Annotated in this window: 17 protein-coding genes and 1 pseudogene; 9 read left to right on the top strand and 9 right to left on the bottom strand. The window is 33.6% G+C overall.

Annotated elements, in window-relative coordinates; all coding sequences use genetic code 11:
- From QWY92_RS19645 to QWY92_RS19660, 4 genes are all read right to left on the bottom strand, one after another.
- Positions 1–3,195, bottom strand: a 3,195-nt coding sequence (locus QWY92_RS19645; protein WP_290274908.1) for a hypothetical protein, incomplete at its 3' end; no start/stop codon positions are given.
- Between the two features lie 223 nt (positions 3,196–3,418).
- A complete protein-coding gene (locus QWY92_RS19650) occupies positions 3,419–3,937 on the bottom strand; it encodes a phage tail protein (protein WP_290274910.1) in 519 nt (172 codons plus the stop codon).
- A 40-nt stretch (positions 3,938–3,977) separates the two neighbouring features.
- Entirely contained in the window at positions 3,978–4,496 is a 519-nt protein-coding gene (locus tag QWY92_RS19655; protein WP_290274912.1) for a phage tail protein, read from the bottom strand.
- Between the two features lie 748 nt (positions 4,497–5,244).
- Entirely contained in the window at positions 5,245–5,460 is a 216-nt protein-coding gene (locus QWY92_RS19660) for a hypothetical protein (RefSeq protein ID WP_290274915.1), read from the bottom strand.
- A 512-nt stretch (positions 5,461–5,972) separates the two neighbouring features.
- Between QWY92_RS19660 and QWY92_RS19665 the strand changes: the two genes are divergently transcribed.
- The 3 genes from QWY92_RS19665 (at position 5,973) to QWY92_RS19675 (ending at position 8,415) form a co-directional block, all read left to right on the top strand.
- Positions 5,973–6,824 (top strand): DUF2911 domain-containing protein, encoded by an 852-nt coding sequence (locus tag QWY92_RS19665; protein WP_290274917.1) that lies wholly within the window; start codon positions 5,973–5,975, stop codon positions 6,822–6,824.
- Positions 6,825–7,075: 251 nt separating this feature from the next.
- On the top strand, positions 7,076–7,459 hold the full coding sequence (locus QWY92_RS19670; protein ID WP_290267559.1) for a hypothetical protein: 384 nt from the start codon (positions 7,076–7,078) through the stop codon (positions 7,457–7,459).
- A 74-nt stretch (positions 7,460–7,533) separates the two neighbouring features.
- Positions 7,534–8,415: a diacylglycerol/lipid kinase family protein gene (locus QWY92_RS19675; RefSeq protein ID WP_290267561.1), complete on the top strand. Its 882-nt coding sequence runs from the start codon at positions 7,534–7,536 to the stop codon at positions 8,413–8,415.
- 78 nt (positions 8,416–8,493) lie between these two features.
- On the opposite strand, the gene QWY92_RS19680 is transcribed toward QWY92_RS19675, so the two are convergent.
- Positions 8,494–9,588 (bottom strand): sulfatase/phosphatase domain-containing protein, encoded by a 1,095-nt coding sequence (locus QWY92_RS19680; protein WP_290267563.1) that lies wholly within the window; start codon positions 9,586–9,588, stop codon positions 8,494–8,496.
- A 1,051-nt stretch (positions 9,589–10,639) separates the two neighbouring features.
- On the opposite strand from QWY92_RS19680, the gene QWY92_RS19685 reads away from it, so the two are divergent.
- On the top strand, positions 10,640–11,707 hold the full coding sequence (locus QWY92_RS19685) for a SusC/RagA family TonB-linked outer membrane protein (protein ID WP_290274927.1): 1,068 nt from the start codon (positions 10,640–10,642) through the stop codon (positions 11,705–11,707).
- Here the strand turns inward: QWY92_RS19685 and QWY92_RS19690 are convergent.
- Positions 11,671–12,738: pseudogene (locus QWY92_RS19690) on the bottom strand (SusC/RagA family TonB-linked outer membrane protein); the annotation flags it as partial. The gene QWY92_RS19685 and the pseudogene QWY92_RS19690 overlap by 37 nt on opposite strands.
- A 1,003-nt stretch (positions 12,739–13,741) precedes the next feature.
- On the opposite strand from QWY92_RS19690, the gene QWY92_RS19695 reads away from it, so the two are divergent.
- On the top strand, positions 13,742–14,836 hold the full coding sequence (locus QWY92_RS19695; RefSeq protein ID WP_290267563.1) for a sulfatase/phosphatase domain-containing protein: 1,095 nt from the start codon (positions 13,742–13,744) through the stop codon (positions 14,834–14,836).
- Positions 14,837–14,914: 78 nt separating this feature from the next.
- On the opposite strand, the gene QWY92_RS19700 is transcribed toward QWY92_RS19695, so the two are convergent.
- From QWY92_RS19700 to QWY92_RS19710, 3 genes are all read right to left on the bottom strand, one after another.
- Positions 14,915–15,796 carry a diacylglycerol/lipid kinase family protein gene (locus QWY92_RS19700; protein WP_290267561.1) on the bottom strand — a complete coding sequence of 294 codons (882 nt, stop codon included), beginning with the start codon at positions 15,794–15,796 and terminating at the stop codon, positions 14,915–14,917.
- Between the two features lie 74 nt (positions 15,797–15,870).
- On the bottom strand, positions 15,871–16,254 hold the full coding sequence (locus tag QWY92_RS19705) for a hypothetical protein (protein WP_290267559.1): 384 nt from the start codon (positions 16,252–16,254) through the stop codon (positions 15,871–15,873).
- A gap of 251 nt (positions 16,255–16,505) precedes the next feature.
- Positions 16,506–17,357: a DUF2911 domain-containing protein gene (locus QWY92_RS19710; RefSeq protein ID WP_290274917.1), complete on the bottom strand. Its 852-nt coding sequence runs from the start codon at positions 17,355–17,357 to the stop codon at positions 16,506–16,508.
- 512 nt (positions 17,358–17,869) lie between these two features.
- On the opposite strand from QWY92_RS19710, the gene QWY92_RS19715 reads away from it, so the two are divergent.
- The 4 genes from QWY92_RS19715 to QWY92_RS19730 all read left to right on the top strand — a co-directional run bounded on the left by QWY92_RS19715 (position 17,870) and on the right by QWY92_RS19730 (position 23,958).
- Entirely contained in the window at positions 17,870–18,085 is a 216-nt protein-coding gene (locus tag QWY92_RS19715; RefSeq protein ID WP_290274915.1) for a hypothetical protein, read from the top strand.
- A 747-nt stretch (positions 18,086–18,832) separates the two neighbouring features.
- Positions 18,833–19,351 (top strand): phage tail protein, encoded by a 519-nt coding sequence (locus tag QWY92_RS19720; protein WP_290274912.1) that lies wholly within the window; start codon positions 18,833–18,835, stop codon positions 19,349–19,351.
- Between the two features lie 40 nt (positions 19,352–19,391).
- On the top strand, positions 19,392–19,910 hold the full coding sequence (locus QWY92_RS19725) for a phage tail protein (RefSeq protein WP_290274910.1): 519 nt from the start codon (positions 19,392–19,394) through the stop codon (positions 19,908–19,910).
- A 223-nt stretch (positions 19,911–20,133) separates the two neighbouring features.
- Positions 20,134–23,958: a T9SS type A sorting domain-containing protein gene (locus tag QWY92_RS19730; protein WP_290274919.1), complete on the top strand. Its 3,825-nt coding sequence runs from the start codon at positions 20,134–20,136 to the stop codon at positions 23,956–23,958.
- Positions 23,959–24,116 lie beyond the last annotated feature (158 nt).

Raw genomic sequence — 24,116 nt, forward strand, 5'->3', positions numbered from 1 at the left:
TGCTGCGGTGGTTATAATAGGTATATTTGTGGTTATCGAATAGGTGCCGAAACCGGCTTGAACATCACTAATTGACATATAATATGTATGCCCTTCTGAAAGAGTAATTGTAGGATCGGTAAGAGCATCTCCGTTGTTACTTATTAATATTCTTGTTAAATATTCAGGTCTAGAATCATAGAGCGTACTATTAGGAATAGGTGTATCTTTCCAAATAAAAATATAGAATATTTCACTAGACATTGTTCCTGTGCCGTTAAAGGTATAAGTCCCTGTGGTTGGAACTGTAAATGCAGATGCTTGATAAGGGTACATTACACCTGTTCCGGGATCGATAATATCAGTAGGGCTAGTTGCTGTTGTTTCTCCGGAAAAACTCGTCGTTTCGAATGCCAAAAATACGGAGCCTCCATCATCTGTCGATCCGTTGTCTACCAAGTCAGGTGTTAAGGTGGTAGTACCCATGGCGTCTAACGGCAAGGTTATATTTTTGCACACTACCATGGGTGGTTGGTTTCCAATAGCCAGGTTGTTAAAAGGTACAGGTGATAATTCTGCAGGGCTAGATTGCGCATACAACCAGTTTGCGGTGTTTTTGAAATCAGCATTAGTAACCAATATGTTACGTTTTGTTTCGTCATATTCAATTCGTTTCGGAGCTGTTGAAGGAAAGCCATCTATTACTAAGGCGCTTAAGTATATTTGTGAAGGATCTTGTTTAGTAGGAATAAAGCCTCCTGAAATTGGTGAACTGCCTGTGTAGAGTACGGCGTAAATATCCGTTATGCCGTCTGAAGGATCAGAATTAATATCAGAGTAAGCATAGAATGATTCTCCTGAGGTATTTATTGAAAAAGTACCACTAACCGTCGTCATAGTTCCGCAACTATTTCCCGTAGCTCCATTGCATGTTATGTTGAATATATTTGTTGATGTGCCTGTTTCCGTGGCCACTATAACATCGCCTGCCGGAATTATTGTTGCTGGTGAGATATACTGTATAACAGCTTCACCATCTGTCTCAAAAGTTAATGTCGTATTATCGAATTCTTCTTCAGTAAAATAGATAGTAGTATTGGCAGGAATGTCTTTAATAGCTACGAATGAAAATGCATCTTGTACTGAAGCATCATGGCTTAGACCGGTAATAGCAACAAGCGGATTGGATTTACTCGTATCATCATTGGTGATACTGCCAATGGCATCATTTGGAGAACCTCCATTATACCCTGTGCCAGAAGTTAAGGCTAGTTGAACAGTTTCGATAGGTTCGAGAGTCATATCTGTTAAAGGAGTAGCTGTTATGGTAGCATACGTGCTGCCACTTGGAATTACAACAGAACCTGCTGTTGCACCAAAAGTATTAGCGCCAGTTACACCATAATCATCGGAGAATGTTGCTGTACCTCCAACGGCGTAATTAATAGTAATATCATTAGGAACAGCTGTGGATAAGGAGAAGGTATATACTAGGCCTATTCCTGAGTCTTCGGCGACACTATTGGGTGTTACGGATACAGTAGCAATAGGGTTAGCAGATCCGGTTGATATTATGATATTATTAAATGGAATGGTTGATAAAGTTATATTTTCTTCCCCATACAACCAATTGCTTGTATTTTGAAAATTGGCTTGATCAACATCAAGGGCACGTTCATTTCCTGCAAATTTATATTCAGCTCTGTTGGGGTTTACCCCTAAAGTAAAACCATCGACAAGAACACTACCTGTATAGACACTAGTAGGATTTTGTAATGCTCCGATATTGCCACCTCCGGTAGTACCGTTTCCTGTGTGTAATACAGAATGAATTTCGGTAATACCGTCGAAAGGGTCGTCGTTAGAATCCTTGTAGGCATAAAAGCTTTCACCGGCTGTAGCTAAAGAGAATAGACCATAGACAATATCAATAGTTCCACAAATATTATTGTTACAAGTTGTTGACAAGATGTTTGAAGTCGATTCTGTAGCTACAATAACTTCTCCACGCTGTATTATTGAGTTGGGTGATGTCCATCTACATATTGCATCGCCATTATTTACAAATTTGAGTATACTGGTGTTAAATTCTTCAGCTGTAAAGTATATGATGGTATTTGCAGGAATATCATCCAAAGCCACAAAAGAAAACCCTTCATCATTATTGTTATTGGTTCCTGTAACCGCTACCATTGGAGTAACGGTTTGGGTATCATCATTAAGTATAATTACGGTGGCCGAGCTTGGACTTCCTCCATCATATCCAGCACTAGGAGTTATAGCAAGTATTACCAGTTCGTCTGCCTCTAAGGTAGTATCTCCGATTGGTGTAATAGTAACTGTTTTTGAGGATGTACCATCTGCAATAGTTACCGTACCGTTGCTAGCAGAAAATGTTGTTGCTCCTGAAACAGAATAGTCTGTGGTGTAAGCAGCTGTACCTCCAACTGAAAAATTAACAACAAGGTCTCCCACAGCTGGAGAATCTAAGGTAAAGGTATATACCATTGAGGTAGCACTATTTTCATTTACCGATTTTGGGGTTGGGGAAATTGTTAATACTGGTTTAGAACCGGTTAGGTTTAGATTTGTGAATTCTACTATTGATAGGTCATCGAAGCTTACATATTGTAAGTAGTTTTCGGCATTTTCGAATGCTGTTTTACTTATACCGTCTCTTAGATTACTAGGAGAGAATTTAAACTCTATTCTGTTAGGTCCTGTAAAGTCATCACCGTCGTTATTAAAACCATCTACAACTATAGCATTAGGGAAATTGCCAATAGGATTTTGATTCGTAGGAATATTACCTCCATTTTGAGAAGGGGCTTCTCCTGATCCAGTATACATTACGGAGTAAATTTCAGTAATGCCATTTACAACATTATCATCGGTATCAGAATAAGCGTATAACCCATCACCATTCGTGGCTAGGTTGAAAGATCCATTTGAGACGCTGTTTGATCCACAGTTGCCAGAAGTACAGCTTATTACAAAAGTATCTGTACTAGTTTCTCTCATGTAAACTACAACACCTTTGCTAAGGCCTCCAGTACCTACGGTGTATTTTATAACGGCTTCTTCCGAATTTGTGAAATTATTTGTTACTACGTCGTATTCGTTATCTGTAAAGTAGATAATTTCACCCGCAGGAATGTTTTCGGTTGCTACAAAGGTAAATCCATCATCAGGTGCACCACTTGAGAGATGATTCATACCTACAATTACCACTTTTTGCGAAAAGGAGAGAGAGGTTACCATTAAGGTAAAAAAGAAGATTATAAAGGGGTATTTTTTTTTCATAATATTTATTTTAAAGTATAATCTTTTTAAGAACATCTGTAATATTATATTCAGAAAACTACCATGATATGGTTTTATAATAAAGCATTGTGAATCTTTGATGATTACAGATGTTTCTTGATTAAGCTTTTATTTATTAATTTCTAGATGGATAAACACCTTCTAGAGCAATACAAAAATTTATTCCTAAAAAAGGGGAGCGATTTGAAAATGACATGTTACTTCCAGCGTTAGCTGTATTAAACGGAGCTAAACTTTGTCCAACAGTTGTGTCTTCACTAAAAGCATTGGCATAATTGGCAATATGTGCCCCAACAGGCGAACTTTCTTCACCTCCAGAAATATGTACAGGAATATTAACGACATGGTTGTGTGCAGGGATGTTTTGTGTTGTAAGTGTGGTGTTTTCACTACCTCCTTTTTCTCCTAATCTAATAGTAGTTAATCCCGGTTCCTTTCCAATATTTATCATTGTACGTCCTCTTAAATCTGGTAAAGCGAATGTAGTTCGACCATCACCTCCGTAGGTTGTTCCTAATAATGAAAACAGTGCTGGATTTTGAGCAATTGGCATGATTTGTCCTTCGCATTTTGCCCAATCACGGGGTGCGAAATTAAACCCGAATGCTTGAATTTGTCCTATAAATGGAATCATAATTTGAATTTTTATTGGTTAATATTTTTAATTTTTATTGTTAACTTCTAGACGGAAAAATACCTTTTAAAGCAATGCATATATTCATACCTAAAAAAGGGTCACGATTTGAAAATGAAGTGTTACCTCCGGAGTTAGCCGTATTAAATGGAGCTAAACTTTGTCCAGGAGAGGTATCTTCACTAAAAGCATTGGCATGATTTGCAATATGTGCTCCAGCAGGCGAACTTTCTTCTCCACCAGCAATATTCACAGGGATATTAACAGCATGGCTGTGAGCAGGTATGTTTTGTGCTGTAAGTGTAATGTTTTCACTACCTCCTTTTTCACCTAATCTAATAGGACTTAGTCCTGGGCCGTTCCCTTCATTTACCATAGAGCGGCCTCTTAAATCGGGTAAGGCAAAAGTGGTTCGACCATCACCTCCATATATTGTTCCTAATAATGAAAATAAGGCCTCGTTTTGTGAGATTGCTAAAAGTTGTCCTTCGCATTTTGCCCAGCCAAGTGGTGCAAAATTACATCCGAAAGCTTGAATTTGTCCTAAAAATGGTTCCATAATGTTAAATGTTTTGGTTAGTATTACGTGTTAAATTGATTATTAGTTATTGTCTTGATAACATTTATTAAATAAGAAATATTAATGTCCGTAATTAGGAAAGTCAACATAAGAAGAAGCGCTGTCTCTATATAATGAAACGCTTTAAGGAAGCCATTTAAATAAATGGCAGAAGTTACTTTAGAAAGTAAATGTGAAAAAAATAATAGCGACATATAGTTTTATTTTTGATTGATTAAAGAACTTTGATGGTTCGATAAATCAAACAATTTGTTAATTATGAAACTTGTTTTATAAAACAGTTTCCTTAACTCTAATGTGCTTTTAATTCTCTTAGGATTAGAAAGATATAAAAAAAAAGATAAATACTACACTATGTTGTTTAATAATAAATATTGAAATTTAGTTTTGAAGATAATTGGAAGAGAAAAGGGGGAAGCTTGGGCTCCAATCAATATAAGCTTAATTCTTTTTATGCCTTAAAGGGACATAGTCTTGTTTGGAAGAAAATATTTAGAAGTGCTTTGTTATTGAAATTAAGACATATCACTATTGGTTGAAATGTATCTTATATATGTACAAAAAAAGTTAAAGACAAGGAGTCCGTTTATTTATAGAGGAAATTAATGAAGATGTTTAAATTTAACGAAAAAAAAGCAACATTAAATACGTTTGTAAACATATTTAATGTTGCTTTTTTTATACTTAGTATTTTGCTTTAATAAAACAAAACCTGTCGCATGTAATATTACGGCCTTCCTTTTAGCCTTTTTTCAATTTTTTGTTTAACTGCAGTTAAGCGTTTCATTAAGTCCATAATCTCTTGGTCTTTATCAACTTTGTATATGTCGTTTAAGCTCAAAATTAAATCCTTTACTTCTCTAGAAGCTTCAATGCGTTCGCTAGTGGTTTTAAATGTATGTTTGCGTTGTTCGAATTCAACCGCTTTTTCAATTAGTTCCATAAATAATAATCGTTTTTCTAAAAATTTATTGGAATAAAACAGGTTGTGTATTATTCACAATTCGACAATATAATAAAATATTATAATTTTTTTGATTTTATAGCAAAAATTTAGGTAAAATTTAATGTTTTATTTTGGTTTTTGGCTCATTTTTGATTGTTTCCTAGATTTTTCTACCTTTTTAGTATTTTTTTACAAGGCTTAAGTAGGCTTGGTTTGTTGGCTTGTAAACTATTATTTTAACTTCTATAGGTGTAGAATAAAAAAGGATTTATAATTTTAAGATGTTGATATGATGGCGGTTCAAGAAGGTTTAAAAGTGAAATAGTAGAACCCTTTTTTAATAAAATTTATAGTGTAATAATAATATTTTTTTCAAAGATTCGTGTTAAAATAAAATCGAAGTTCTGCTTCGGAAATAGTGTTATAAAATTGTCATATTTAAGCTTTTGTTAACATAAATAGATAATTGGATGCGTAATTTTATACTTTAAAAATTAAAAAAAGTTAAAATGAAAAAATTACTACTGATTGTATTGGCATTTACTACAGTTTATACTGTTAATGCACAGATTGAAACTCCACAACCTAGCCCAAAAGCAAAGTTTGAACAAAAAGTGGGTTTAACCGATGTAACTATTGAATATTCTAGACCAAGCGTTAGAGGACGTGAAATTTTTGGCGGATTAGAAAGTTACGGAACCACTTGGAGAACTGGTGCTAATGAAAATACAATTATTACATTTAGTGATAATGTAGAAGTTGCAGGACAAGCCCTTAAAGCAGGATCGTATGCGTTATTCACAAAGTTAATTTCTGCAACCGAGTGGGAATTTATTTTTTATAGCGATACTTCAAACTGGGGAACACCAAAGCAATGGGACGATTCAAAAGTGGTTGCAACGGCAAAATTAGCTGTTGAAGAAATTCCTTTTAATGTAGAAACACTAACTATTGATATTAATAATATAACTAATAATGGCGCTACGTTAGAGTTAATTTGGGAAAACTCTTATGTAGCAGTACCTTTTACTGTACCTACAGAAACAGCGGTTTTGAAGGCTATTGATAAAGTCATGAATGGACCTGGTGAAGCCGATTATTATGCAGCAGCAGCGTATTATCTTGCAGAAGGTAAAGACATGAAAAAAGCAACAGAATGGATTGATAAAGCGGTTGAAATGACTAAAGATAATCCTCGTTTTTATTACTTACGTCGTCAAGCATTAATTCATGCTGCAAATGGTGATAAAGCCGGAGCTATTAAAGCAGCGAAAGAATCTTTAAAACTTTCTAAAGCAGCAGGAAATGATGGTTATATTAAAATGAATACAGCATCTCTAAAAGAATGGGGCGCTCTATAATTATTTAAACAGCGTAACATACATTTACTTTTTAAAAAGTAAAAATAATTTATAAACAGCTCAACAATAAATATATTGTTGAGCTGTTTTGTTTTAAAGAATTTAGTAATTTTTATTTCGGCTTACGCTATTAAAGATACACGAGGTTATTTATATGAAACTATTCTACATAACTTTTTAAATTATTTTTTACGCCAAGTTGTATTTATAAGTATATTAGCTCGGTTATTGTGTCATCTTTCACGATTATTATGAGAAAATTAGAGTTTTTAAAAACAATAATTAATTTTCACCTCATAGGGGTATTAATTACAACACTTAGTCGGTTTATTTTATTTCTAGCCTTTTTACCTCGAATAACAGACACCGAAAGTTATGGCTTATTATTCCCAATTGGACTGCGTATTGATATTGTTTTATTATCCTACATGGCTGCTTTATCTGCCGTATTAATTCTATTACAAGCGGGAAAAGAAGCCGTACAATTTAATGTTGTAGAGAAAGATACTTTAACAGCTGAAACCAACGTTAATCAAGAACTTGTAAAAGATGCTATTAGCCATATTTTAACAGCTTCAAAAGCGTATAATGGAATAGAATATAGGTTGCCAGAGGTAAACTTGGAAAGTGAATAATGAAAGGCAAATGAATTTCAAGTTGGGATAATTATTGCTTCCAAAGGAAGATTTTTAAAAATTAAGAAAAGACATTGACACAGATACATTTTATTGTTAATCCCATTTCGGGCAACGGAAAACACAGACTTTCCGAAGCATTCCTTGAAGATTTTTTTGATGTAAACCATTACACATTAAAGGTGAAGTTTTCTAATCATCGTGGGCATGCCATCACGTTAACAAAAGCATCTATTGCAGATGGAGCAAATATTATTGTGGCCTGTGGTGGCGATGGTACCATAAATGAAGTGGCTTCAACCTTGGTAGGTAAAAATATTCCGTTAGGCATTATTCCTGTAGGTTCTGGTAATGGTTTAGCGTCTAATCTTAATATTCCTCAAGATATCAATAAAGCCATTAATATTATTTTAAAAAATGCGCAAACATGGATTGATGTGGGCTGTTTAAATAATCAGTATTTTTTCAGTAATATGGGGTTTGGTTTTGATGGTAATGTGATTAAAAATTATGAAGCTTCGGAACACAGAACGCTTTATTGCTATTTAAAAGCATCCATCAAATCGTTTCGTAATTATAACAAAAAGGAAACAATATCTGTTAAAATTAATGATAAAGACGTTTTAATAAATCCATTTTTAATTTTTATTTCAAACTCTAACGAAATGGGGTATAACGTGAGTTTAACCCCAAAAGCGTCATTGCAAGATGGCTTGCTAGATGTTGTTATTGTACCACAAATAAGCAAAGCAAAAATGTTGCTTTTTTGCTTATCTATGCTGTTTAGAAAGCCTGATTTTTTTAAGGAATCCTCATGTTTTCAAACTAAATCGTTTAAAATAAAAAGAATAGAAGGCGATTGTTTTGAAACTCAGATAGATGGTGAATTTTTAAAAATAGAAACGGTTTCTGTTGCTATTTCAGTAAAATCTAAAGCCCTTGTTGTTATCGCTTAACGGTTCAAAAATGAAGTAAAATTTATACTTCTAGTAGTACTATATTTTTTATATGGAGAGTAAAATCATGATTTTTGATTATTTCCACAAATCATCATAAGTTAAATAACCCGTATTTATTAATGTTGATTTCAAATAAAACTGATTTAATTTTTTGTTTTTTGTCAATTGAATAATATCCTTTTCAATAGGTTTAGTAAGATTTCCTAGATTTTGAAGTGTGGCATAGGCAATGAAATAATCATTTGTTACTTCATCTAAAATATATTTTAATGCTTCTGGGTTTGAATTTTGTTTTATAAGAATTTCGGCACTCATTAAACGTACTTCGGTATTCTCGTTTTGGTTTCTGAAGTTTTTGGTAACCGCCTCAGGAACTTTGGATATTAAATGTCTTTCTAATAATTGAAGCACGCCAATACTGCCCCAATAACGAATAGCTGGATTGTCTGAATTTAAAAAAGTAACAAGTTTGTTTAAGTCCGATGGTTGTGCCGTACTAGCATAAGCTGCGGCATCGATAATAGCATCAATAGGTTGTTTCGTGTTTCTAACGTAGTTGTAAAAAGGCGTTTTTTCATCTTTTCTACGCATAGACCACGGGTATAATCCAAGGTCTTTATTGGTTTTCATAAAATCTAATAACTTATGTTTTAGCTCTGCAATTTTTTCTTGATGTTGAGAGGAGTTAATTAAATTATTGACCTCATACGGATCGGTTTCTGTATCGAAAAACTCTAAAGCATCGGCTGGTTTCCAAAATAGTTGTTGAAGTGTATTCACTTCACCTTTAATATTTGCAACATCCCAAGCTTGGTATGATGGCATTTGCCATTGGTATGATTGACGAGTGCCATTAGGGTAAGCCGAGTTAAAATTCCAAATTAATTTATAACGACCATCGGTAAGCGCACGCGCCGGAATGTAATTTTGTTCTTGGTTGGCTTTATATAAAAACAATTCAGATTTTGGTTCGGGTAGGTTCTGTCCTAAAAATGGTTTTCCCATCATAAAATCTGGAGTTTCAATGTCTAGTAAATTGAAAACGGTAGGTGCAAAATCTACAAAACCTACAAGCTTGGTGTTTATAGATGGAATTTCAGCACCAGCTAAATGTTTATATTTTTCAGGAAAATGTACTATTAACGGTACACGCGTTCCTGTATCGTACAAAAAAGCTTTTCTAATAGAGCAAGTGCTGCAAAGAAGATTAAAGTATTGGTTTTAGAAAAGACGATTCCATTTAAAAATGATGTGGCGTTTCTTTTTAATAGTTAAGCACTTTTTTTAAAAAGTCTAAATAACGCTCATAAAAATCGACAATGCAATATCTTCTTTTTTTTTGGTATGAAGTTGTTTTTAGCTGTAATGGATGTCTTAAATAACATGTGTTAATGTTGCGGATGTTCTAAACAGAAGTCTATAGGTTGGTTTCCAACATTTTTTGCGCAGTAAAAGAGATTTTTTGTACATGGCATTGGTTAACTCTAAAAGAGGTGCAGACAATGTTTGTAGAGTACGATCCAATTAATAAAAGGATATAGCTAGGAGTCTTGTTTTTTGTAAATGACCGATTAAAATTATTAAACCAGAATTTATTATGATGTTTCAACACGATTATAAATGATGCATTTTGTCCGTTTAATATACCAGAAGTTTTAGTGGGTGAAAACAAATAAAATAGGAGTAAGGTTTTAAAAATGGGGTTTTCTCAAATTATACACAATAATATGTTAACTGTAATTTGATATTAAAACCGCTATATTATTATCATTAACGTAAAATCTGAATACGATTATTGCTGTTTTATTAAAAAAAGGTTTTGTTTAACAAATAAATAACATATATTTGGAAAACCAATCTGGAAAACCAATTTGGTTTACCAGGAATTAAAACAAAACTAAAACGAAACATTAACTTAAAAAGCATGATGAAAAAAGACTTGAAAACTAAATAAAAACGAAAGATACACACGCTACTCTTTTAATTAATTATTCCCTTTTAAAAAGAGTGTATGACTAAAATCAACAAAAATTATAATCCATTCAGCCGAAAAAATAGAAATTCTGTTGTTTTAGCTGAAATTTTTTTTGTTAATCAGGGATAAAGCACTTGTAGCTTTTGAATAAATATAAAAGCCAACCTAAAAAACATTATTAACATAACACAAACACAAATGAATTTAAAAACTAAACTAATTTTAGCAGGTATATTGATATTCAATATGTCGTTGTTTGCTCAAGATGGTTACGTCTTGTCAGGTACCGTACTAAATGAATCAAAGGTGCCAATTCCTGGAGTAAACGTAATTGTAGCCAATACGTCTAGAGGAAGTGCTACCGATTTTGATGGAAATTTCCAACTTGAAGTTTCTAAAGGAGATAAACTTAATTTTTCTTTCGTTGGGTATGTTACTCAAACAGTAAGTATTAATGGACAGAAAACGCTAAGTATTGTAATGGCTGAAGATGCTAGTAAGCTAGACGAAGTTGTAGTTGTAGGTTATGGTGCTCGTAAAAAGAGTGACATTACAGGCGCTGTATCTTCCGTTAAGGCTGATGAGTTAACTGCGTTTCCCGTATTAGATGCAGCTCAAGCACTTCAAGGTCGTGCAGCAGGTGTTGTTGTTCAATCTAATAATGGTGGAGAGCCAGGCGCACCTATCAGTATAAAAATTAGAGGAAATACGTCTATTAGTGCTAATAGTTCTCCACTTATTGTTGTCGATGGTTTTGTTGGAGCATCAATGCCTCAACCTAATGATATTAAGTCTTTAGAAGTATTGAAAGATGCCTCAGCAACGGCAATATATGGTTCTAGAGGATCTAATGGTGTAGTTTTAGTCACCACTAAAAAAGGTAGAAGTGGAAAATTAACTGTTGAGTTGAATTCAACTTATGCTGTTCAAAACATTGCAAATCAATTAGACTTGCTTAATGCCGATGAATTTGCAGATTATCAACAACAAGTAAATAATAATACAGCTATAACAACTGGACAAGCTCCTGCTACTTATTCTCAAGGAACTGGAGATACAGATTGGCAAGATTTAATTTATAGATCTGGTAGTACTGCTAACCATCAACTTGCTTTTTCAGGAGGAACAGATAAAATAAATTTTTATGCTTCTGGAAACTACTTTAAACAAGAAGGTATTATTGTTAATTCGGATTTTGAAAGAGCAACATTTTTATCAAATATAGATGAACCTGTAGATTGCGTAGCAACACCATTTTTAATACCTCTAGAACCAAAAAGGTTCATCCCAAATTTAAGTTTATCGGTTACCTGAGCATCTATATTTGATAAAAATGTTGCTCTTTCAAAATCCGAATTAACAATAATACCTTCTTGTTTAAAGTAGTTTCCAGAAGCATAAAAATTTATTTTATCTGTTCCTCCTGAAAAAGCAAGTTGATGGTTAGCAGTACTACCAGATCTATAAATTAAATCTTGCCAATCTGTATCTCCAGTTCCTTGAGAATAAGTAGCAGGAGCTTGTCCAGTTGTTATAGCTGTATTATTATTTACTTGTTGTTGATAATCTGCAAATTCATCGGCATTAAGCAAGTCTAATTGATTTGCAATGTTTTGAACAGCATAAGTTGAATTCAACTCAACAGTTAATTTTCCACTTCTACCTTTTTTAGTGGTGACTAAAACTACACCATTAGATCCTCTAGAACCATATATTGCCGTTGCTGAGGCATCTTTCAATACTTCTAAAGACTTAATATCATTAGGTTGAGGCATTGATGCTCCAACAAAACCATCGACAACAATAAGTGGAGAACTATTAGCACTAATAGACGTATTTCCTCTAATTTTTATACTGATAGGTGCGCCTGGCTCTCCACCATTATTAGATTGAACAACAACACCTGCTGCACGACCTTGAAGTGCTTGAGCTGCATCTAATACGGGAAACGCAGTTAACTCATCAGCCTTAACGGAAGATACAGCGCCTGTAATGTCACTCTTTTTACGAGCACCATAACCTACAACTACAACTTCGTCTAGCTTACTAGCATCTTCAGCCATTACAATACTTAGCGTTTTCTGTCCATTAATACTTACTGTTTGAGTAACATACCCAACGAAAGAAAAATTAAGTTTATCTCCTTTAGAAACTTCAAGTTGGAAATTTCCATCAAAATCGGTAGCACTTCCTCTAGACGTATTGGCTACAATTACGTTTACTCCAGGAATTGGCACCTTTGATTCATTTAGTACGGTACCTGACAAGACGTAACCATCTTGAGCAAACAACGACATATTGAATATCAATATACCTGCTAAAATTAGTTTAGTTTTTAAATTCATTTGTGTTTGTGTTATGTTAATAATGTTTTTTAGGTTGGCTTTTATATTTATTCAAAAGCTACAAGTGCTTTATCCCTGATTAACAAAAAAAATTTCAGCTAAAACAACAGAATTTCTATTTTTTCGGCTGAATGGATTATAATTTTTGTTGATTTTAGTCATACACTCTTTTTAAAAGGGAATAATTAATTAAAAGAGTAGCGTGTGTATCTTTCGTTTTTATTTAGTTTTCAAGTCTTTTTTCATCATGCTTTTTAAGTTAATGTTTCGTTTTAGTTTTGTTTTAATTCCTGGTAAACCAAATTGGTTTTCCAGATTGGTTTTCCAAATATATGTTATTTATTTGTTAAACAAAACCTTTTTTTAATAAAACAGCAATAATCGTATTCAGATTTTACGTTAATGATAATAATATAGCGGTTTTAATATCAAATTACAGTTAACATATTATTGTGTATAATTTGAGAAAACCCCATTTTTAAAACCTTACTCCTATTTTATTTGTTTTCACCCACTAAAACTTCTGGTATATTAAACGGACAAAATGCATCATTTATAATCGTGTTGAAACATCATAATAAATTCTGGTTTAATAATTTTAATCGGTCATTTACAAAAAACAAGACTCCTAGCTATATCCTTTTATTAATTGGATCGTACTCTACAAACATTGTCTGCACCTCTTTTAGAGTTAACCAATGCCATGTACAAAAAATCTCTTTTACTGCGCAAAAAATGTTGGAAACCAACCTATAGACTTCTGTTTAGAACATCCGCAACATTAACACATGTTATTTAAGACATCCATTACAGCTAAAAACAACTTCATACCAAAAAAAAAGAAGATATTGCATTGTCGATTTTTATGAGCGTTATTTAGACTTTTTAAAAAAAGTGCTTAACTATTAAAAAGAAACGCCACATCATTTTTAAATGGAATCGTCTTTTCTAAAACCAATACTTTAATCTTCTTTGCAGCACTTGCTCTATTAGAAAAGCTTTTTTGTACGATACAGGAACGCGTGTACCGTTAATAGTACATTTTCCTGAAAAATATAAACATTTAGCTGGTGCTGAAATTCCATCTATAAACACCAAGCTTGTAGGTTTTGTAGATTTTGCACCTACCGTTTTCAATTTACTAGACATTGAAACTCCAGATTTTATGATGGGAAAACCATTTTTAGGACAGAACCTACCCGAACCAAAATCTGAATTGTTTTTATATAAAGCCAACCAAGAACAAAATTACATTCCGGCGCGTGCGCTTACCGATGGTCGTTATAAATTAATTTGGAATTTTAACTCGGCTTACCCTAATGGCACTCGTCAATCATACCAATGGCAAATGCCATCATACCAAGCTTGGGATGTTGCAAATATTAAAGGTGAAGTGAATACACTTCAACAACTATTTTGGAAACCAGCCGATGCTTTAGAGTTTTTCGATACAGAAACCGATCCGTATGAGGTCAATAATTTAATTAACTCCTCTCAACATCAAGAAAAAATTGCAGAGCTAAAACATAAGTTATTAGATTTTATGAAAACCAATAAAGACCTTGGATTATACCCGTGGTCTATGCGTAGAAAAGATGAAAAAACGCCTTTTTACAACTACGTTAGAAACACGAAACAACCTATTGATGCTATTATCGATGCCGCAGCTTATGCTAGTACGGCACAACCATCGGACTTAAACAAACTTGTTACTTTTTTAAATTCAGACAATCCAGCTATTCGTTATTGGGGCAGTATTGGCGTGCTTCAATTATTAGAAAGACATTTAATATCCAAAGTTCCTGAGGCGGTTACCAAAAACTTCAGAAACCAAAACGAGAATACCGAAGTACGTTTAATGAGTGCCGAAATTCTTATAAAACAAAATTCAAACCCAGAAGCATTAAAATATATTTTAGATGAAGTAACAAATGATTATTTCATTGCCTATGCCACACTTCAAAATCTAGGAAATCTTACTAAACCTATTGAAAAGGATATTATTCAATTGACAAAAAACAAAAAATTAAATCAGTTTTATTTGAAATCAACATTAATAAATACGGGTTATTTAACTTATGATGATTTGTGGAAATAATCAAAAATCATGATTTTACTCTCCATATAAAAAATATAGTACTACTAGAAGTATAAATTTTACTTCATTTTTGAACCGTTAAGCGATAACAACAAGGGCTTTAGATTTTACTGAAATAGCAACAGAAACCGTTTCTATTTTTAAAAATTCACCATCTATCTGAGTTTCAAAACAATCGCCTTCTATTCTTTTTATTTTAAACGATTTAGTTTGAAAACATGAGGATTCCTTAAAAAAATCAGGCTTTCTAAACAGCATAGATAAGCAAAAAAGCAACATTTTTGCTTTGCTTATTTGTGGTACAATAACAACATCTAGCAAGCCATCTTGCAATGACGCTTTTGGGGTTAAACTCACGTTATACCCCATTTCGTTAGAGTTTGAAATAAAAATTAAAAATGGATTTATTAAAACGTCTTTATCATTAATTTTAACAGATATTGTTTCCTTTTTGTTATAATTACGAAACGATTTGATGGATGCTTTTAAATAGCAATAAAGCGTTCTGTGTTCCGAAGCTTCATAATTTTTAATCACATTACCATCAAAACCAAACCCCATATTACTGAAAAAATACTGATTATTTAAACAGCCCACATCAATCCATGTTTGCGCATTTTTTAAAATAATATTAATGGCTTTATTGATATCTTGAGGAATATTAAGATTAGACGCTAAACCATTACCAGAACCTACAGGAATAATGCCTAACGGAATATTTTTACCTACCAAGGTTGAAGCCACTTCATTTATGGTACCATCGCCACCACAGGCCACAATAATATTTGCTCCATCTGCAATAGATGCTTTTGTTAACGTGATGGCATGCCCACGATGATTAGAAAACTTCACCTTTAATGTGTAATGGTTTACATCAAAAAAATCTTCAAGGAATGCTTCGGAAAGTCTGTGTTTTCCGTTGCCCGAAATGGGATTAACAATAAAATGTATCTGTGTCAATGTCTTTTCTTAATTTTTAAAAATCTTCCTTTGGAAGCAATAATTATCCCAACTTGAAATTCATTTGCCTTTCATTATTCACTTTCCAAGTTTACCTCTGGCAACCTATATTCTATTCCATTATACGCTTTTGAAGCTGTTAAAATATGGCTAATAGCATCTTTTACAAGTTCTTGATTAACGTTGGTTTCAGCTGTTAAAGTATCTTTCTCTACAACATTAAATTGTACGGCTTCTTTTCCCGCTTGTAATAGAATTAATACGGCAGATAAAGCAGCCATGTAGGATAATAAAACAATATCAATACGCAGTCCAATTGGGAATAATAAGCCATAACTTTCGGTGTCTGTTATTCGAGGTAAAAAGGCTAGAAATAAAATAAACCGACTAAGTGTTGTAATTAATACCCCTATGAGGTGAAAATTAATTATTGTTTTTAAAAACTCTAATTTTCTCATAATAATCGTGAAAGATGACACAATAACCGAGCTAATATACTTATAAATACAACTTGGCGTAAAAAATAATTTAAAAAGTTATGTAGAATAGTTTCATATAAATAACCTCGTGTATCTTTAATAGCGTAAGCCGAAATAAAAATTACTAAATTCTTTAAAACAAAACAGCTCAACAATATATTTATTGTTGAGCTGTTTATAAATTATTTTTACTTTTTAAAAAGTAAATGTATGTTACGCTGTTTAAATAATTATAGAGCGCCCCATTCTTTTAGAGATGCTGTATTCATTTTAATATAACCATCATTTCCTGCTGCTTTAGAAAGTTTTAAAGATTCTTTCGCTGCTTTAATAGCTCCGGCTTTATCACCATTTGCAGCATGAATTAATGCTTGACGACGTAAGTAATAAAAACGAGGATTATCTTTAGTCATTTCAACCGCTTTATCAATCCATTCTGTTGCTTTTTTCATGTCTTTACCTTCTGCAAGATAATACGCTGCTGCTGCATAATAATCGGCTTCACCAGGTCCATTCATGACTTTATCAATAGCCTTCAAAACCGCTGTTTCTGTAGGTACAGTAAAAGGTACTGCTACATAAGAGTTTTCCCAAATTAACTCTAACGTAGCGCCATTATTAGTTATATTATTAATATCAATAGTTAGTGTTTCTACATTAAAAGGAATTTCTTCAACAGCTAATTTTGCCGTTGCAACCACTTTTGAATCGTCCCATTGCTTTGGTGTTCCCCAGTTTGAAGTATCGCTATAAAAAATAAATTCCCACTCGGTTGCAGAAATTAACTTTGTGAATAACGCATACGATCCTGCTTTAAGGGCTTGTCCTGCAACTTCTACATTATCACTAAATGTAATAATTGTATTTTCATTAGCACCAGTTCTCCAAGTGGTTCCGTAACTTTCTAATCCGCCAAAAATTTCACGTCCTCTAACGCTTGGTCTAGAATATTCAATAGTTACATCGGTTAAACCCACTTTTTGTTCAAACTTTGCTTTTGGGCTAGGTTGTGGAGTTTCAATCTGTGCATTAACAGTATAAACTGTAGTAAATGCCAATACAATCAGTAGTAATTTTTTCATTTTAACTTTTTTTAATTTTTAAAGTATAAAATTACGCATCCAATTATCTATTTATGTTAACAAAAGCTTAAATATGACAATTTTATAACACTATTTCCGAAGCAGAACTTCGATTTTATTTTAACACGAATCTTTGAAAAAAATATTATTATTACACTATAAATTTTATTAAAAAAGGGTTCTACTATTTCACTTTTAAACCTTCTTGAACCGCCATCATATCAACATCTTAAAATTATAAATCCTTTTTTATTCTACACCTATAGAAGTTAAAATAATAGTTTACAAGCCAACAAACCAAGCCTACTTAAGCCTTGTAAAAAAATACTAAAAAGGTAGAAAAATCTAGGAAACAATCAAAAATGAGCCAAAAACCAAAATAAAACATTAAATTTTACCTAAATTTTTGCTATAAAATCAAAAAAATTATAATATTTTATTATATTGTCGAATTGTGAATAATACACAACCTGTTTTATTCCAATAAATTTTTAGAAAAACGATTATTATTTATGGAACTAATTGAAAAAGCGGTTGAATTCGAACAACGCAAACATACATTTAAAACCACTAGCGAACGCATTGAAGCTTCTAGAGAAGTAAAGGATTTAATTTTGAGCTTAAACGACATATACAAAGTTGATAAAGACCAAGAGATTATGGACTTAATGAAACGCTTAACTGCAGTTAAACAAAAAATTGAAAAAAGGCTAAAAGGAAGGCCGTAATATTACATGCGACAGGTTTTGTTTTATTAAAGCAAAATACTAAGTATAAAAAAAGCAACATTAAATATGTTTACAAACGTATTTAATGTTGCTTTTTTTTCGTTAAATTTAAACATCTTCATTAATTTCCTCTATAAATAAACGGACTCCTTGTCTTTAACTTTTTTTGTACATATATAAGATACATTTCAACCAATAGTGATATGTCTTAATTTCAATAACAAAGCACTTCTAAATATTTTCTTCCAAACAAGACTATGTCCCTTTAAGGCATAAAAAGAATTAAGCTTATATTGATTGGAGCCCAAGCTTCCCCCTTTTCTCTTCCAATTATCTTCAAAACTAAATTTCAATATTTATTATTAAACAACATAGTGTAGTATTTATCTTTTTTTTATATCTTTCTAATCCTAAGAGAATTAAAAGCACATTAGAGTTAAGGAAACTGTTTTATAAAACAAGTTTCATAATTAACAAATTGTTTGATTTATCGAACCATCAAAGTTCTTTAATCAATCAAAAATAAAACTATATGTCGCTATTATTTTTTTCACATTTACTTTCTAAAGTAACTTCTGCCATTTATTTAAATGGCTTCCTTAAAGCGTTTCATTATATAGAGACAGCGCTTCTTCTTATGTTGACTTTCCTAATTACGGACATTAATATTTCTTATTTAATAAATGTTATCAAGACAATAACTAATAATCAATTTAACACGTAATACTAACCAAAACATTTAACATTATGGAACCATTTTTAGGACAAATTCAAGCTTTCGGATGTAATTTTGCACCACTTGGCTGGGCAAAATGCGAAGGACAACTTTTAGCAATCTCACAAAACGAGGCCTTATTTTCATTATTAGGAACAATATATGGAGGTGATGGTCGAACCACTTTTGCCTTACCCGATTTAAGAGGCCGCTCTATGGTAAATGAAGGGAACGGCCCAGGACTAAGTCCTATTAGATTAGGTGAAAAAGGAGGTAGTGAAAACATTACACTTACAGCACAAAACATACCTGCTCACAGCCATGCTGTTAATATCCCTGTGAATATTGCTGGTGGAGAAGAAAGTTCGCCTGCTGGAGCACATATTGCAAATCATGCCAATGCTTTTAGTGAAGATACCTCTCCTGGACAAAGTTTAGCTCCATTTAATACGGCTAACTCCGGAGGTAACACTTCATTTTCAAATCGTGACCCTTTTTTAGGTATGAATATATGCATTGCTTTAAAAGGTATTTTTCCGTCTAGAAGTTAACAATAAAAATTAAAAATATTAACCAATAAAAATTCAAATTATGATTCCATTTATAGGACAAATTCAAGCATTCGGGTTTAATTTCGCACCCCGTGATTGGGCAAAATGCGAAGGACAAATCATGCCAATTGCTCAAAATCCAGCACTGTTTTCATTATTAGGAACAACCTACGGAGGTGATGGTCGAACTACATTCGCTTTACCAGATTTAAGAGGACGTACAATGATAAATATTGGAAAGGAACCGGGATTAACTACTATTAGATTAGGAGAAAAAGGAGGTAGTGAAAACACCACACTTACAACACAAAACATCCCTGCACACAACCATGTCGTTAATATTCCTGTACATATTTCTGGAGGTGAAGAAAGTTCGCCTGTTGGGGCACATATTGCCAATTATGCCAATGCTTTTAGTGAAGACACAACTGTTGGACAAAGTTTAGCTCCGTTTAATACAGCTAACGCTGGAAGTAACATGTCATTTTCAAATCGCTCCCCTTTTTTAGGAATAAATTTTTGTATTGCTCTAGAAGGTGTTTATCCATCTAGAAATTAATAAATAAAAGCTTAATCAAGAAACATCTGTAATCATCAAAGATTCACAATGCTTTATTATAAAACCATATCATGGTAGTTTTCTGAATATAATATTACAGATGTTCTTAAAAAGATTATACTTTAAAATAAATATTATGAAAAAAAAATACCCCTTTATAATCTTCTTTTTTACCTTAATGGTAACCTCTCTCTCCTTTTCGCAAAAAGTGGTAATTGTAGGTATGAATCATCTCTCAAGTGGTGCACCTGATGATGGATTTACCTTTGTAGCAACCGAAAACATTCCTGCGGGTGAAATTATCTACTTTACAGATAACGAATACGACGTAGTAACAAATAATTTCACAAATTCGGAAGAAGCCGTTATAAAATACACCGTAGGTACTGGAGGCCTTAGCAAAGGTGTTGTAGTTTACATGAGAGAAACTAGTACAGATACTTTTGTAATAAGCTGTACTTCTGGCAACTGTGGATCAAACAGCGTCTCAAATGGATCTTTCAACCTAGCCACGAATGGTGATGGGTTATACGCTTATTCTGATACCGATGATAATGTTGTAAATGGCATTACTGAAATTTACTCCGTAATGTATACTGGATCAGGAGAAGCCCCTTCTCAAAATGGAGGTAATATTCCTACGAATCAAAATCCTATTGGCAATTTCCCTAATGCTATAGTTGTAGATGGTTTTAATAACGACGGTGATGACTTTACAGGACCTAACAGAATAGAGTTTAAATTCTCTCCTAGTAATCTAAGAGACGGTATAAGTAAAACAGCATTCGAAAATGCCGAAAACTACTTACAATATGTAAGCTTCGATGACCTATCAATAGTAGAATTCACAAATCTAAACCTAACCGGTTCTAAACCAGTATTAACAATTTCCCCAACCCCAAAATCGGTAAATGAAAATAGTGCTACCTCAATGGTATATACCTTTACCTTAGATTCTCCAGCTGTGGGAGACCTTGTTGTTAATTTTTCAGTTGGAGGTACAGCTGCTTACACCACAGACTATTCTGTTTCAGGAGCAACAACATTTTCTGCTAGCAACGGTACGGTAACTATTGCAGATGGTACATCCTCAAAAACAGTTACTATTACACCAATCGGAGATACTACCTTAGAGGCAGACGAACTGGTAATACTTGCTATAACTCCTAGTGCTGGATATGATGGAGGAAGTCCAAGCTCGGCCACCGTAATTATACTTAATGATGATACCCAAACCGTTACTCCAATGGTAGCGGTTACAGGAACCAATAACAATAATGATGAAGGGTTTTCTTTTGTGGCTTTGGATGATATTCCTGCAAATACCATCATATACTTTACAGCTGAAGAATTTAACACCAGTATACTCAAATTTGTAAATAATGGCGATGCAATATGTAGATGGACATCACCCAACTCAATAATACAGCGTGGAGAAGTTATTGTAGCTACAGAATCGACTTCAAACATCTTGTCAACAACTTGTAACAATAATATTTGTGGAACTATTGATATTGTCTATGGTCTATTCTCTTTAGCTACAGCCGGTGAAAGCTTTTATGCCTACAAGGATTCTAACGACGACCCTTTCGACGGTATTACCGAAATTCATTCTGTATTACACACAGGAAACGGTACTACCGGAGGTGGCAATATCGGAGCATTACAAAATCCTACTAGTGTCTATACAGGTAGTGTTCTTGTCGATGGTTTTACTTTAGGGGTAAACCCCAACAGAGCTGAATATAAATTTGCAGGAAATGAACGTGCCCTTGATGTTGATCAAGCCAATTTTCAAAATACAAGCAATTGGTTGTATGGGGAAGAAAATATAACTTTATCAACCATTCCATTTAATAATATCATAATATCAACCGGATCTGCTAACCCTATTGCTACTGTATCCGTAACACCCAATAGTGTCGCCGAAGACTCAGGAATAGGCCTAGTATATACCTTCTCCTTATCCACAGCTGTTCCTAATGATATTACTATTAATTACGCCGTTGGAGGTACAGCAACATTCTCCGATGATTATGGTGTAACTGGCGCTAATACTTTTGGTGCAACAGCAGGTTCTGTTGTAATTCCAAGTGGCAGCACGTATGCTACCATAACAGCTACTCCTTTAACAGATATGACTCTCGAACCTATCGAAACTGTTCAACTAGCCTTAACTTCTGGCACAGGGTATAATGGAGGTTCTCCAAATGATGCCATTGGCAGTATCACCAATGATGATACGAGTAAATCCAATCCGCTTGTTGCTATTACCGGTCTAAGCCATGATGCTTCAGTACAAGATGCATTTTCATTCGTAGCTATTAAAGACATTCCTGCCAATACTACTATCTATTTTACTGAAGAAGAATTCGATAATACGACATTAACTTTTGAGACAGATGGTGAAGCTGTTATACAGTATATCTCACCAGCAACAATAATTCCGGCAGGCGATGTTATAGTGGCCACGGAAACAGGCACATCAACAAATATATTCAACATAACATGCAATGGAGCTACGGGAAATAGTTGCGGAACTATGACGACGGTTAGTGGTACTTTTTCAATAAATACCTCAGGAGAATCATTCTATGCTTACTCTGATATTAATTCTGATCCTTCAGACGGCATAACGGATATTTACGCCGTACTCTACACAGGCAGTTCACCAATTTCAGGAGGCTTTATTCCTACTAAACAAGATCCTTCACAAATATACTTAAGCGCCTTAGTAATAGATGGCTTTCCTTCAACAGCTCCGAAACGAATTGAATATGACGAAACAAAACGTAACATATTGGTTACTAATGCTGATTTCAAAAACACCGCAAACTGGTTGTATGCGCAATCTAGCCCTGCAGAATTATCACCTGTACCTTTTAACAACCTGGCTATTGGAAACCAACCACCCATGGTAGTGTGCAAAAATATAACCTTGCCGTTAGACGCCATGGGTACTACCACCTTAACACCTGACTTGGTAGACAACGGATCGACAGATGATGGAGGCTCCGTATTTTTGGCATTCGAAACGACGAGTTTTTCCGGAGAAACAACAGCAACTAGCCCTACTGATATTATCGATCCCGGAACAGGTGTAATGTACCCTTATCAAGCATCTGCATTTACAGTTCCAACCACAGGGACTTATACCTTTAACGGCACAGGAACAATGTCTAGTGAAATATTCTATATTTTTATTTGGAAAGATACACCTATTCCTAATAGTACGCTCTATGATTCTAGACCTGAATATTTAACAAGAATATTAATAAGTAACAACGGAGATGCTCTTACCGATCCTACAATTACTCTTTCAGAAGGGCATACATATTATATGTCAATTAGTGATGTTCAAGCCGGTTTCGGCACCTATTCGATAACCACAAATATACCTATTATAACCACCGCAGCAAGCTCTGCTTACACATGTACAAATTTAGGGAGTACTGTTAACCAAACATTATATACCTTTGATCAAGAAGGAAATACCTCTAGTTGTGTTAGCACCATAACAATATCTGATAATATAGCTCCCGTAATTACCTGCCCTGCCAATCAAGTGCAAACCTCGCAACTCTATACCATTCCAGACTACTTTAGTACAGGCGAAGCACAAGTAACAGATAATTGTACAAACCCCGTTACTATCACATCTCAAACCCCTGCAGCAGGAATAGAACTAACCCCGGGTACCTATACTGTAAGCCTACATACGCAAGATGCAAACGCTAATATGAATAGTTGCACATTTGAACTAATTATTGATACATCACTCAGCCTTGCCGATAGCGAAATTGGACTTAATTCCGTTAACCTGCACCCAAATCCTAGCAGTAATATCGTTTACTTAAGCAATCCTCAATTAATTAATCTAAAAAATGCCTCCCTGTATGACATGAGTGGGAGATTAATTGAATATTTTGATTTAAGTAATACGAGAGAACAACAACCTATTAATATAACTAATTTGGCAAGTGCCACTTATGTTTTAATAGTAGAATCAGACAAAGGACACATAGCAAAACGTTTAAGTAAACAATAAAAATACGTTAGACTTAATTCTAAGACCAAACACCCTTTAATCTGTATTTTCAGAATAAGGGGTGTTTTATTTATGAAAATATTCTTTTAACAGAAAACAAGACGGCTCAATTAAAATAAGATAAATAGCCTTAGGGCAAGTTTTTATTCTCATAAAAA

Source organism: Algibacter miyuki, from assembly GCF_030409805.1.
GTDB classification, from domain to species: domain Bacteria; phylum Bacteroidota; class Bacteroidia; order Flavobacteriales; family Flavobacteriaceae; genus Algibacter; species Algibacter miyuki.

Bases quoted from the DNA above. Each gene is read 5' to 3' on its own strand.
- QWY92_RS19650 (WP_290274910.1), bottom strand. From the start codon at position 3,937: ATGATTCCATTTATAGGACAAATTCAAGCATTCGGGTTTAATTTCGCA.
- QWY92_RS19655 (WP_290274912.1), bottom strand. From the start codon at position 4,496: ATGGAACCATTTTTAGGACAAATTCAAGCTTTCGGATGTAATTTTGCA.
- QWY92_RS19660 (WP_290274915.1), bottom strand. From the start codon at position 5,460: ATGGAACTAATTGAAAAAGCGGTTGAATTCGAACAACGCAAACATACA.
- QWY92_RS19665 (WP_290274917.1), top strand. From the start codon at position 5,973: ATGAAAAAATTACTACTGATTGTATTGGCATTTACTACAGTTTATACT.
- QWY92_RS19670 (WP_290267559.1), top strand. From the start codon at position 7,076: ATGAGAAAATTAGAGTTTTTAAAAACAATAATTAATTTTCACCTCATA.
- QWY92_RS19685 (WP_290274927.1), top strand. From the start codon at position 10,640: ATGTCGTTGTTTGCTCAAGATGGTTACGTCTTGTCAGGTACCGTACTA.
- QWY92_RS19705 (WP_290267559.1), bottom strand. From the start codon at position 16,254: ATGAGAAAATTAGAGTTTTTAAAAACAATAATTAATTTTCACCTCATA.
- QWY92_RS19710 (WP_290274917.1), bottom strand. From the start codon at position 17,357: ATGAAAAAATTACTACTGATTGTATTGGCATTTACTACAGTTTATACT.
- QWY92_RS19715 (WP_290274915.1), top strand. From the start codon at position 17,870: ATGGAACTAATTGAAAAAGCGGTTGAATTCGAACAACGCAAACATACA.
- QWY92_RS19720 (WP_290274912.1), top strand. From the start codon at position 18,833: ATGGAACCATTTTTAGGACAAATTCAAGCTTTCGGATGTAATTTTGCA.
- QWY92_RS19725 (WP_290274910.1), top strand. From the start codon at position 19,392: ATGATTCCATTTATAGGACAAATTCAAGCATTCGGGTTTAATTTCGCA.
- QWY92_RS19730 (WP_290274919.1), top strand. From the start codon at position 20,134: ATGAATCATCTCTCAAGTGGTGCACCTGATGATGGATTTACCTTTGTA.